Annotated in this window: 2 protein-coding genes; both read right to left on the bottom strand. The window is 68.2% G+C overall.

Translation table 11 applies throughout. The features are described 5' to 3' along the window. Window positions 1-6: 6 nt before the first annotated feature. A complete protein-coding gene (locus QMX83_RS05680) occupies window positions 7-3,360 on the bottom strand; it encodes a hypothetical protein (protein WP_282295680.1) in 3,354 nt (1,117 codons plus the stop codon). Then, window positions 3,357-12,902: an SdrD B-like domain-containing protein gene (locus tag QMX83_RS05675; protein WP_282295679.1), complete on the bottom strand. Its 9,546-nt coding sequence runs from the start codon at window positions 12,900-12,902 to the stop codon at window positions 3,357-3,359. The genes QMX83_RS05680 and QMX83_RS05675 overlap by 4 nt, the downstream gene beginning before the upstream one ends. Between the last annotated feature and the right edge of the window lie 55 nt (window positions 12,903-12,957).

Genomic DNA, 12,957 nt, shown 5'->3' with positions numbered 1-12,957 from the left:
GCATCCTCAGCGGGCCGGGTCGCGGTAGCGGACAGGGTCCGGCCGGAACAGGTCTTCGTCGAACTTGAAGCGCAGGCGCAGGAACACGCCCTGCTGTGTGTATTCGTAACCGTTGAGGTCACGGTCGCCGGCAAAGCCGGTCCAGTTGTAGCCCGCAGACAGCCACAGGTTCTGGCGCAGCAGACGGCCTACTTCCAGGCCATAGGCGTACTGGTTGGCACCGGACTGGCCGCGGAAGGTGGAGCCGAGCACGCCGATGTCCCAGTTCTCGGTGATGTCGTAGACCACGCGCGCGGAGAACAGCATGGCGCGGAAGCGGCTGTTCACGCGTGCACCGTCGCTGTAGGCGAACTGGTCCTGCTGCCACTTGCCGGCTACGCGCCCGGTCAGCCACCACGCCCGCGAGGGATGCCAGTCGGCATGGGTGGAGACGATGTGCGCGCGGGTGCGCACGTCCTGGCTGCTACCGTCGACAATGCCGCCATCGACCAGGGTCAGTCCGCTCTCATCGCGCTCGAGCTTGTACTCGTAGCGCGCCAGTGCGTTGATCCGGTTGCGGTCGGTATCGCGGTAGGCCACGCCGAGCTGGAAGCGGTCCTGCAGCACGTCACCGCGCGCGTCGTAGCGGGTGCTCAACAGGTAGTTGCGGGCCAGCAGCGTCCAGTCGCGGCTGAGCTTGCGGGCCAGCATGAACTGCACCAGCGTGGTGTCGAAGGCCTCGTTGGTCTCGGTGTCCGGCACATCATCGGAAATGCGGTGCTCGACACGGAACGCGCCGCGCCACAGTGGGTTGGCACTGTAGTCCAGGCCCAGCGCGAGGCCGGTGCTGTCACCGGTGCTGCCGTCGATCACTTTGACGTGCTCGGCCGAACTGCTCAGACGCAGGCCCTGGGCGATGTCCCAGGTATTGCGGATGCCCGAGGCGGTCTGCACGTCGCGTCCGCTGATCGCATCGCGCAGGCGGTACTCGCTGAAGGTCTGGGTATCGCGCAGGTAGTTGCTGTCGATACCGAACACCAGCGCATCGGCCTCGCGGTCGGTGGTGGTGATGCCGTAGGCGCTGGTCAGGCCGGTCTGCTTCTCGTAGCGGCCATACAGGCGGCTGCGTTCGAACACCTGGTAGTCCAGACCCGCCGCCAGACGGCGACGATCCTCGCCGCTGACGCTGTTCTCCACTTCAGCGCCGGCGCTGAAGCGGTCCGTCAGGCGATAGCCCAGGCCGATGCGGGCGCTGTTCGATTCCAGCTCGGTGCCGACCGGCAGGTCGCTGGTGAGCGGGCTGCCGGTGCTGCTGCTGTTGATCACCATCAATCCGGTGGCCGGATCCAGCGCCTGCTGGCCGTAGCCCAGTGCACCGCCACCGGAGCCGGTGGCGAAACCGCCGGTCAGCCCACCGGCGTTGCCGAACGGCACGCCCGATGACCACGGCGAGGTCACGCCGATGGTTTCGCGGATGCTGCGCAGGCCCAGGTCCACGGTCAGGCGCTCGGTGGCGCTGACCCGCACACCGGCACCGCCGGCATCGCGTTCGCCACCGTCGGGATTGCGGTCTTCGCTGCGCAGGCCTTCCAGATACAGCTCCAGTCGCGGCCCAACGCGGTAGCTCACCTGCGCGTTGTATTCGCCCCGGCCGCCGTACAGCGGTGCGGCCGGGTTGTTGAAGGCTGGATCGGTACGCGCCGCGAACAGGCGCGCATCGAAGCGCTCGGTGTCGTGCGCGAACTCGACCCGCCAGGCGTCGCCTTCCACTTCACCGGTCACGTCCTTCAAGCCCTGCGAGGTGACCTGGTTGATGGTGTTGGTGTTGACCTCGCTGCGGGTGCGGGCGAACTCCGCCACCAGCAGCGTGTTGTCACCAAAGCGATAGCTCGCGTTGGCGCTACCCATGCGGAAGGCGGCGTACGGGTTGCGGTCTTCCACTGCGGCCGCGCCGACTTCCATGCGCTCGGTCAGCTTGACCTGGGCATCGGCACCGCCGACCCAGAACTTCTCGGTGTCCTGGTCGAGCTCGTAGGTGATGCGCAGCGACACCGGATTGAGGTCGCTGTCGAACGCCGGCAGGAACTGGTTGAGCAGGATGCGACCGGAGAACGGCTCGAAGCTGTAGTCCACCAGCCGCGCCAGCGCGCGCACCGAGACAATGCGGGTCGGTTGATTGCGGTCGCGGGTGATCACTTCCACACGCTCGCTGCCTTCCAGCACTGCGTTGTTGCGCAGCGCGTAGGGACCGCTGCCCTGGGTGCGGAACTCCTCGATCACCTGGCGCAGCGAGTCCTGCATGGCAAATACGTTGCTGCGCACGCGCTCGCTTTCAAAGTGCCAGCCCAGGCCGGTCGCCGTGCGGTTGTAGGTACCCAGGCTGCGCTGCGGAATCGGGCCGCTGCCGCCGATGCCGGTGGCGGTCGCCAGGCCGTCGCCGGTCTGGAAGTCACCGTACAGCAGGTAGCTGCGCTTGTTGTCGATACGCACGTACAGGCGCTCCGCCGAACGCGCATCGAAGCCGCGCAGCGAGCTGTCGCCGTAGACCGGATAGAACTCCTCCGGCTGGATGTCACGCAGCAGGCGACCGCGTGTGTCCTTGTCCGAGTCATACGCGGCGGTGAGCAGGTACTCACCCTTGATCCGACCCTTGACGAAGAACGCGGTGCGCGCGGAGGCGTTGGCCTTGCCGTTGTTGAACTGACGCTCCCAGCGGCGGATGTCGCGGTCGAAGGCATCGTGGTTCTCCACCGGCGCGATCGCACTGGCATTGCCACGCCGACGGAAGTTGATGATGCCTTCCACCAGGCCGGTGGCCAGCAGCTCACGCATTTCCGGCAGGAAGCCGATGCTGCCCTGCGCGGTCTGGTCGCCGGCGGTCACCCGCAGCAGCACATCCTGCGGATCATGCGGGGCAATCAGCTCGAACTCGGCCTGGCCGTCGACCACCTGCAGCTGCACGCCCGGCGTGACCTTGTCGGCGTCCAATGCACCGGGACCGAACTCATCCGTGCGCGAACCCGGCAGGCGGATGCGGCCACCGCTGTTCTCGATCGTGACGAAGGTGGTGCCGGTCAGCGGACGCGCGTTGCCATCGAGCAGCTGCACGCGCACGTGCACGGCGCTCTGGCCATCGGCCGGTACACCGTCGCGGTCCAGTTCGACCACGATGCGGTCGAGCACGTCGGGGCGCGCGGCCACAGCGTGCGGCGCAGTGTCCAGGCTGGACGGGCTGCGCGGGTACAGGGTGCTGGCATCGCCCAGCACCGGGGTGAAGCGGCCGGGGGTGCCGGTGCTCTGCGCCATGGCCGGCACCGCTGCCAGCGCACAGGCCAGCAGGCTCAGGCGCGGCAGGCCGCGCATCAGGGGGGCGCGGCTCATGGCTGGCCCTCCGCCGCCGCGTCCTGGGCGGGCTTCAGTTCTCGGGGTTGCACGATCGGTCTCTGGTTGGCCGTGTCGGTCGCCTGCTGCGGTGCACGCGCGGGTTTGCTTTCAAAGCGCAGCGCACCCTGGCCCGGTTCGGTTTCCGGCGCGCTGACTTCACCCTGGGTGCGGCGGGCCTTGACCTGCTCCAGCACCGGGTTGGCACAGCTGCCTTCAATGAAGTCGGCGCGATGCAGCTCACCGTTCTTCAGGTCCAGGAACAGGCTGTCGGCATCGCCGAGGTTGCGGTTGCTGCTGGTGGTCAGGCGCGCACCACGCGGCAGCGTGCTGGCGTCCACCTTCAAGGTGTGGCTCTGTGCCGGCAGGCCGCAGTAGCTGTACTTGCCTTCCGAGTCGCTGATCACCCAGGTGCCGTCGGAGAAGTACATGCGCACGCCCGGAATACCCAGCTCTTCGCGGTCCTGTACGTGGTTGTTGTTGCAGTCCACGAACACCTTGCCAAGCACGCAGGCCTGGTCGGTGAACACACCACCGGTGACGCGCACGCGGTACTCGGCGCGGTTGGAGGCCAGCGCGCCGGGCAACGGGGTGATGCCGACCGGATCGATGCAGCCACCGGCAATCGAACAGCCGTGCGCCTGGGCGCGGTTGACGCCGTCACCCTGCTGCGCACCGACGCCCACGCGGACGCGATAGGTCAGCACGATCTGACCGCCGACGCTGATCGGACCGACGCCGAAGCCCAGCAACGGACCCGGCTTTCCGGCCGGATCAGCCACCGCGCGACCGTCGGCACGTGCCGTGCCGTCGATGTAGGTGAAGCCGCGCGGCAGGCGGTCGATCACGTTCACCGACTGCAGCGCGCTGCCGGCGGTCTGGCGGATGGTGATGGTGTACTGCACGGTGTCGCCGATCTCGGCGGTCTGGCGGTCACCGTTCTTGCTGATCACCAGCCCGGTGGCCACCGCCGTATCCAGCGGCAGATGGTTGTGCACGATGGCCGCCGTGGCCGAACCGGCGAACAGGTTCAGGTAGTACTGCGTCGCCGTACCGACCGCACCGGTCGGGGCTTCGCTGTTCGGCTGCACCACGTGGTTGGCACCGGCGGCACCGGCCGGGGACAACGCACCGCTCTGCGGCGGAATCATCGTCGACACGAACTGATAGCCGCCCGGCGGGGTGACCGAGAGCTGGAACTCGCAGCGCGCCGGCGCGGCCGGACCGAAGGCGAACTGATAGAAGCCTTCGCTGCCCACGGTCATGGCGATGCTGCTGCCTTCGATGCGATAGCCACCGCCACTGCCGTTGAGGATGCTGGTCGCGGGGTCGAAGCCGCTGCACATCCCCACCGGGCTCAGCGTCACCACCGCACCCGGCACCACGTCACGCGTGGTGGCGTCGTACACCACACCCGACGGGTCCACCGGCAGGCTCTGCTGGGCCAGGTGCTGGCCAGCGGCCAGCACCACTTCCAGCTGGCTCACTCCGTTGTCGCTGGTGCGGCAGGCGCTGACGCCGCTGCGCGCGATCGCAGCATCCGCGTCGCAGGCGGTCTGCACGCCGTTGGCGGTTTCGCGGGTGACCGGGAACGGCCACAGCACGTTCGAGCGGGGATCGCGGAAGCGGATGTTCCACTTCACGCCCGGCACGACGTCACCGAAGCGGTAACTGCCGTCGGCGGCGGTCACCGTGGTGGCGACCTGTCGGCCCGTGGTGGCGTCAACCAGTTCGACGATCCATGCCGACAGGCGCTGGTCGGCACCGTCGAGCAGCTGGTCGTCGTTGCCGACGTCGTACCACACGGTACCGCCCACCGATGCGCTGAGCTGCACGGCATTGGGCACACGGCAGGCGTTCTGGGTGATCGCCACATCGCACAGCGGCAGGTCGGTGACCTCGCCTTCGAAGGCGCTGCGCTCGGTCGGGGTCGGGGCGCGGAACGGATTCTCACCGCCGCCTTCAACCAGCACCGCATTGTTGACGGTGCCGGCTTCGGCAGCCGACGCGCTCACGCGCACCTGCACGGCAATGGTGTCCGGCGAGACCTCGCCGGCCCCCAGCACGCGCTGGCTGGCACAGCTGAAGCGGACCGCGCCAGGCTCGCCGGTGCAGGTCCAGCCCGTGCCCACCGGCACACCGTCCAGGCTCAGCCCCGCCGGCAGGCGGTCGTGCACGGTGTACTCGCCACGGCTGGGCTGCTGCCCGCCGTTGCGCACCTGCAGGGTGTAGCCGGCCACGTTGTTGACGGTGAAGCGGGTCACGGTCGAGGCCTTGGTGACCATCAGGTCCGGCGAGTCGCCGATTTCACCGAAGTCGTTGTCGATCGAATCGACGCCCAGCGGCAGCACGATCTGGCTGATCGCCGACGGCACGGTGGCGCGGTCGGTGACCACGCCCACCGGCGTGCCGTCGATGGTGCCGGCGCGGGTGATGCCGTTGAGGGTCTGCGGCGGCTGGGTCGGCTCGGTCACACGGTAGGTGCCCGGGCGCAGGTCGTCGAAGCGATAGCGGCCTTCGGCATCGGTGGTCTGGCTGAGCGACACCGGCTGACCGAGGTCGTCGGTACCGTCCAGCACGATGCTGACGCCGGCAATGCCGCCCTCGCCCGCGTCCACGCGGCCGTTGTCGTTGCTGTCGTTGTAGACGCGACCGCTGATCCGGCTGACCGGAATCTCGCCGAAGTTGTTGTGGATCGACTGCTGGTTCACGCCCAGCGACACGGCGCTGATCTGCGACACCGGGGTGCCGGGCGCGGTGACCGTGCCACCGGTGCTGCCGGCCACGGTGCGGCCGTCGCGGGTGCCGGTGGGCTGGTCGGGTTCGCTGACCACGTAGGTGCCCGGCGGCAGCTCGGCGAAGCTGTAGCTGCCATCGGCATCGGTCACGGTGCTGCGGGTGATCGTGTTGCTGGTGACGTCGGTGCCGGTCAGCAGCACGCGCACGCCGGCCAGGCCGGTCTCGGCCGGGTCGACCACGCCGTCATTGTTGCGGTCCAGCCACACCTTGCCGCTGATGCCACTGTTGAGCGGCAGCTCGCCGAACAGGTTGTCAACCGAGGTGGTGCCCGGCACGCGCAGATCGATCGTGCTGATCCGGCTGGGTACGGTGGTGACCGGCGTGGCGGTGCCCTGCGGCGTGCCGCCCACGGTGCCGGCGGTGGTGATGCCATTGCTGGTGCCCGCCGGCTGCTGCGGCTCGGTCAGGGTGTAGATGCCCGGACGCAGTCCTACGAAGGTGAACTCGCCGTCGGCATTGGTGCGGGTCTGCAGATCGACGCTGGCCCCGGTGTCGTCGGTGCCGGTGATCTGGATGACCACGTCTTCGATGCCGGTTTCGGCGGCACCGTTGCGGGCCCCGTCGTTGTCCACATCGAAGAACACGCTGCCACTCACCGCGACCGGCAGGATCTCGGCGAAGTTCATCGCGATGCCGTCCTTGCCGGCCGGCAGCACGATCGCGCTGATCGCGCTGGGCAGCACGGCCACGGCGGTCGCCGTGCCGGCGGCGGCCGCGTCGATCGTGCCGGCGCGGGTTTCGCCGTTGAGCGTGGTCACGCCGTTGAACTGCGGCTGGGCCGCCTGCTGGGTCACGCTGTAGGTACCGGCCAGCAGGTCGTCGAAGCGGTAGCGACCGTCGGCATCGGTGGCCACGGCGGTCACCGCGGTCCCCAGCGCGCTCACCGTGCCCGCCGGCAGCTGCAGCTGCACGCCGGCCAGGCCGGGTTCGCCGGCGTCCTGGAGGCCGTTGTTGTTGCGGTCCAGGAACACGGTGCCGGCCAGCGCTGCGGCGCGCTCACCGAAGTTGTTGCCGGCCGAACCGGCCGCCGGCAGGTTGCTGACGTCGATGCGGTTGGTCGGCTGCTCGCGGCCGTCCGCCAGACCGGTCGGCTGGGTTTCGGTGATGCGGTAGTCCTGCCCGGCAATCGCGCCGGGGTAGCTGTACTGACCGTCGGCGTTGGTCACCAGGTCGACGGTGGTGTCATCCGGGGTACCGAACACGCCATCGGCACCCGCACCGACGATGCGCACCGACACATCCGGAATGCCGACGTCGCCGGCGTTGAGGCTGCCGTCGTCGTTGCGGTCCAGGTACACGGTGCCGGTGATCGGCGCGTTGGCCAGCTCACCGAATAGGTAACCGCTGGCGTCCTGGCCGGCGAGGATGGCGATACCGGAGAACACGTTGGCCACGGCGTTGCTGCCGCGCGTGTCGGCATCGCCCACGGTGTGCTTCCCGTCCAGGTAGCCGGCCGGCTGGGTTTCAGTCAGCGTGTAGGTGGTGCCCGCCTGCGGCGGCAGCAGGTCGGTGAAGCGGTACGCGCCCGTGGCATCGGTGGTGGCGGTGAGGTTGACGGCGTCGCCACGCAGGTCGATGCCGGTCAGGGTGACGACGACATTGGCGATCGGGTTTTCGCCCGCGTCGCGCAGACCGTTGTTGTTGCCGGCCGCGGTGTTGGAGAAGTCCTCGAACACCTGCCCGGCCAACGAACCCAGCTTCTCGCCGAAATCGTTGCCGCTCGAACCGGTCAATGCCAGCGCGTTGACGGTGATGGTATTGCTGGCATTTTCGGCCGCGTTCGCATAGCCCTGCGGCTGGGTCTCGACGATGCGGTAGTTCTGGCCAACGACCAGTCCGTCGAATTCGTAGCGACCCTGTGCATCGGTCTGCACAGTGACCGCGGCGAGGTCGTCGGCGGTGCCGAACGCGCCGTCTGCACCGGCACCGGTCAAGGTGATGGTGACGCCCTGCAGGCCGCCGTTCGGCTGCGAGTTGCGGGTGCCGGCGTCGCCGGCTTCGAAATCACCGTTGCCGTTGCGGTCCAGGTAGACGTGGCCGCTGATGGCGGTAATCGCGTCTTCGCCGAAGTTGAACGCGGTGCCGTCCAGGCCACTGGACAGATCGATGTTGTTGATACGGTCGGTGGTAGGTGCATCGCCGGAGACACCGGTGCTGACCGTGCAGCCCGTGCACGCGACACCGCCGATGAGGCCGGGATTGATCGCACTCGGGCGGTTGCGATAGCTGCCGGTAGGCAGCACTTCGCGCAGCGTATAGGTCTGCAGCGGATCCAGCGCGTTGAAGGTGTAGCTGCCGTCCGCACCGGTGGTGGTGGTGGCCAGCACGTTGCCGGTGGTGTCGAGCAGTTCGACCGTCGCATTGGCGATGGGCGCATCACCGGCGTTGCGGGTATTGCTGTAGTTGCTGTCGACGTAGACGAAGCCGGCCAGCGACGGGCGACGCACTTCCGGGAAGTTGTAGCGCACAGCGTCCACGCCGGCGGTCAGCGCGATGCCGGTGTAGACCGAATCGGCGGTGGCGACCGGCGTGACGGCGGCAAAGGTGCCGCCCGCGGACGGTGCCTGGCCGCCGCTGGTTGGCGGTGCCACCGGACCGTTGACGTAGGTCGCCGGCTGCACCTGGGTCAGCGTGTAGCCCGCGCCATTGGCCGGCGCGAGATTCTGGAAGCGATAGGCACCGCTGGCATCGGTGGTAGCGGTCAGCGACACCGGGTTGCCGTAGGCGTCCTCACCGGTCAGGCGTACTTCCACGCCGGAGATCAGCGGTTCGCCGGCCTGCACGGTGCCGCCGTTGGCACCGGCGCGGTCGCGGTCCTGGAAGACCACGCCCGCGAGCGACGAGCGCACGACGGTGTGGGTGGTGGTGCCTTCGTCATTGCCCGGCACCGGGTCGACCTGGTCGCTGGTGGCGCGTGCGGTGTTGGTGCCGTTGCCGTTGGTGGGCAGCGTGGTCCAGCGCGCGGGAATCAGCACGCGGGTGCGACCGTCCAGGGCGAGGTCGCCCATGCGGCAGGTCAGGTTGCGGCCACTCAGGGTGCAGTTGCCGTTGCCGTTGCTCTGCACACCGGCGTCGGCCGTGTTGCCGGCCTTCTGCCAGGTGATCGCTTCGGCACCGCCGAGCACTTCCAGTCCCGTCGGCAGGGTATCGGTGACCACCACGCCATCACCGCGCATCGGCGAGTCGCCGTTGCGGTCGCGCGACAGGCTGTGGCCCGGGCCATTGTTGACCACGTCCACCACGAACCAGAACGGCTGGCGCAGGCTGATGGTGGTGGCCGCGGCGGGTAGGGGCTGCATCGGGTCCGGATTCGGAGCCAGCACCACGCTGTACTTGCTGGTGGCCAGGTCGGCGCGGGTACGGATGCTGGTTTCCTGCACCGCGTTGTTGTTGCTGGTGTCACGCTCGGTTTCGGCAGAGCGTGCGGTCACCGCATTGAGCAGCGTCGCACCGGTCGCCGGCGGCGAGTTCAGGTACTGATAGATCAGGTACAGGTAGCTGGTCTGACCGGCCGCGATCACACCCTGCTCGGTGGTCGACACGCCGATGCTCGGCATGCTGCACGACAGGGTCTGCGGCGCAGTCGTGGGGTTGCTGCTGCCTGCAGCCACGGTGCAGCGGTCACCCGGCGCTTCCAGCGCGCCCTGCGGCGTGGTCTGGGTGCCGATGCGGCTGCCGACGAAGGCGACGTTCGCGCCAGCGGCGGGCGTGATGGTGTCTTCGATGACGGTGCGGGTGGCCAGGGACGGGCCTTCATTGCGCACGCTGACCTGGTACAGGATGTAGTTGTTGGTTTCCTGCCCGGGACGCGAGTCGAAGCCCAGCGGGTCGACACCGCCGACGAAGTTCTGGTCGATCTTGTTGACGATCAGGTCGACTTCGCCCGCTTCGAACACCAGCACCGCGTTGCGCACGTCGTCGGTGGTGTTGCTGTTGTAGTTGTAGCTGCGGCCGCTGCTGTCGGTGCCACTGGCGGGAATGGCGGTACCGGTGTTGTCCGGGTCGAAATGGAAAGTGCCGACGTTGGTGAACTGGCGGCCCGTATTGCCGCTGTTGACGTTCGGGCGGATCACCACGTTCATGGTCTGCGTGGAGTCGTAGGCCATGTCCAGCGGCGCGCAGGTCAGGCGCAGCGTGGCCGGTGTGCCACCGGTGTTGAACCACGAGGTACCGCCCGGCGCGGTGGCCGAACTGATCGAAGCGTCATACGACGTCACCGTACAGGCGGTGTTGCCGCTGCCGGTGCGCGAGGCCGACACCAGCACGAACCCGGCGTCGTTTGCCGGCAGGGTGAAGGTGTCGCTGAACACCACGCCGCGTGCCAGGGACGGACCGCGGTTCTGGTAGGTGATGCGGTAGGTGGTGTTGACGCCGACGCGGCCCGGGCTGCCCGACGTGATGTCCTTGGCGGTAGTGGCCACGTTGGTCACCGGGTCGATCTGCACCCAGTCCGAGGCCGAGTTGTTGTTCGGGTTGGCTTCGCCGATGGCACCGGTGACCGACGGGTCCACGCTGACACCGGCGGTGTTGCAGAAGCGACCGGCCGGTTGCAGCTGACCGGCACAGGTGACGGCTCCCTGGGCCTGGCTGTCGTACAGCGCGCGGTTGACGCGGAAGGCGATGGTCGCGGTCGCGTTGGTGCCCAGCGGGGTGGTCAGGGAACGGCAGATCCAGCTGCTGCCGCTGAGACCGCAACTCCAGTTCGCCGGCCTGGTCACCTCGGTGACCGTGGTGGCACCCGATACGAAACCCGGGATCGGATCATTGACCACCACGCCGGTGGTCGGCGCGCCGGTGTTGGTCACCACCAGCGTGTAGGTCACCGACGCATCGGTGTCACGCAGGATGTTGTCGGCATCGCCAACCTCATTGGTGCGCTTGGTGATGGACAGGTCGGCGCGCGCATCGGTGGAGCGGCTTGATGCGCCGGTGCAGTCGTTGGTGGTATTCGGGTCGAGGTTGATGCCACCGCCGGTGGTCGGCTCGGCCGAACCGCCGCTGCCGCCGGTGCAGGCGGTGTTGGTCAGCGTGCCCTGCAGGCGCGCCAGCGTGCGCAGCGTCAGCATCTGCGAGTAGGCATTGACCGCCACCGGGTAGTTGGTGGTCTGGGTACAGGTCACCACCTGCGCTGCCGTGCCGCTCCACGCGCTGTCCACGCTGCAGCTGAAGTTGCCCACAGTGATCGGCGTGTTGGCGGCGTAGGGGTTGCCGTTGGCATCGACCCACTCCTCGCCCACGGCCAGCGTGTCCACGAGTTGCAGATTGGCGGTGACCGTGCGCGGCCCCATGTTCTGGGCGCGGATCGAGGAGGTCATGACGCTGTCAGTGCGCAGGCCGGTGTTGTTCCAGACCGGCACCAGCTGCGGCGTCTTGCTCTTGGTCATGCGGAGGTCGGCACCGTCGGGAATGACGGTCAAGCCGACGCTGGCCGTGTTGTTGGCACTGGCCGGGTCCGGCGTCGCCGCGCTGATCACCGCGGTGTTGGTGACGGTGCCGCTGCTGTTGGTACCGGTGGACGGCACCTGCGCCTGGATGCGGATCTGGGCCTGCGTACCGGACGCGAAGCTGGCCGCGTTACAGGTGACCCGGGTGCGTTCGACGTTGTTGCTGCAGGTCCAGCCGGCGGGACCGGACACACCGTTGACGAGGAAACCTTCCGGCAGCGGATCGTCGATCACCACGGTGCTGGCCGCGCTCGGGCCATCATTGCGCGCGGTCAGCGTATAGGTCACTTCCGATCCGGCGGCCGCTGGAGCCGGTGACACCGACTTGGACAGCAGCAGGTCGGCACCGGCGGTCACCGCCGTGGTGACGCTGGACGAGTTGTTGTTGGGAACAGCGTCCGGCACCGAGCCGGCGTTGACCACCGCGGAGTTGACGATGTTGCCAGTGCCCACGTTGACCTTGCCGCGGAACGTGTAGCTGGTGGTTGCGCCCACCGCCAGGGTGCCGTTGTAGGTGCCGTTCTGCTGGCTGAACGACCAGTCCGCGCCACTGGGGGTGCCGACCAGGGTGACGTTCGGCGGCAGCGTATCGACCACGTTGAAACCGGTGGTGACGCTGGGGCCGTTGTTGCGTACGGTCAGGCGGTACAGCACTTCACCGCCGCCGATGACCTGGCCCGGCGATGCGGTCTTTTCCAGTTCCAGATCTGCCGCCGCCTGGATGGTGGTGTTCTGGCTGGTGCGGTTGTTGGGAACGTTGGTGTCGCTGCCGAAGAACGGGTCGTTGTTTTGCAGGTCGCTGATCGGGGAGGTTGCCGGGGGCAGCGCCGAGGCAAAGCCAATCGCCGCGCGCACGGTGATGGTGGCCGGCTGCGAGGCCAGCGTGGTCACCGGAAGCTTGAATTCATACGGCGTGCCGTTGGCGGACAGCGACGGATTGGTGCAGACCACGCGGGTAATGCCGTTGGCACCGGCCGAGCTGCTGCAGCCGGCGGGGGCGGTGCTGCCCAGTGCGGTACCGGCCGGCAGGTCGAAGATGGTCACGCTGCCGGTGGCGTTGTCGTTGGCCCCGTTCTCGACCTTGACGTTGTAGATCACCGTGGTGCCCGCCGGCACCGGGTCGTAGCCGGTGTCGGAGAAGTCGGTGATCTGCAGGTCGATGGCCAGCGCCGGCAACGGCAGCAGCATCAGGGTGGTCAGCGCACGTCGCAGCCAGGCGTGGCGCACGCGTGATCCGCGCGCGCGCTCGAACAACGACACCGCCGCGCAGATGACTGCGCGATCGCTTTGGCTGGACATGCGTGTTTTCCCCTGTTCCGGTTGCGGCCTGGCAGGGGCGGTGGGTCAGCGCGTG

It is taken from the genome of Stenotrophomonas sp. PS02289 (assembly GCF_029960115.1).
Lineage (GTDB): Bacteria > Pseudomonadota > Gammaproteobacteria > Xanthomonadales > Xanthomonadaceae > Stenotrophomonas.
The sequence above is the reverse complement of the archived record's forward strand: the minus strand, read 5'-3'. Positions and strand labels throughout refer to the sequence as shown.